This window comes from Paraburkholderia sp. SIMBA_053 (genome assembly GCF_046534895.1).
Lineage (GTDB): Bacteria > Pseudomonadota > Gammaproteobacteria > Burkholderiales > Burkholderiaceae > Paraburkholderia > Paraburkholderia caledonica.
The window spans coordinates 1-233 of sequence record NZ_JAWRXU010001828.1 but is presented as its reverse complement, the minus strand read 5'-3'; the positions used below and the strand labels follow the sequence as shown (position 1 = coordinate 233).

At 60.5% G+C, this 233-nt stretch carries 1 pseudogene; it reads right to left on the bottom strand.

Features of this window, described 5'->3' with window-relative positions:
* Nucleotides 1-233 (bottom strand): annotated as a pseudogene (locus SB753_RS41835) (MFS transporter); the annotation flags it as partial.

The following is a 233-nucleotide window of genomic DNA, read 5'->3' as shown; positions in this document are numbered from 1 at the left end:
CGAGAATGATCGTGGACGCGAGCAACAAGCCGGCGATGATCGGCAGTTTGCGCGCGACGTTCGCCGACTTGCCGCGACGCAGCAGCCAGTCCGAAAAGAGCCCGCCGAACATCACGCCGATCGACGCCGCAATGAACGGCATGATCGCGAAGAAGCCGATTTTCAGCCAGCCCATATGACGTTCGGTCGCGAGGTAAGTCGGGAACCAGGTGAGAAAGAACACGAGCGTCGAG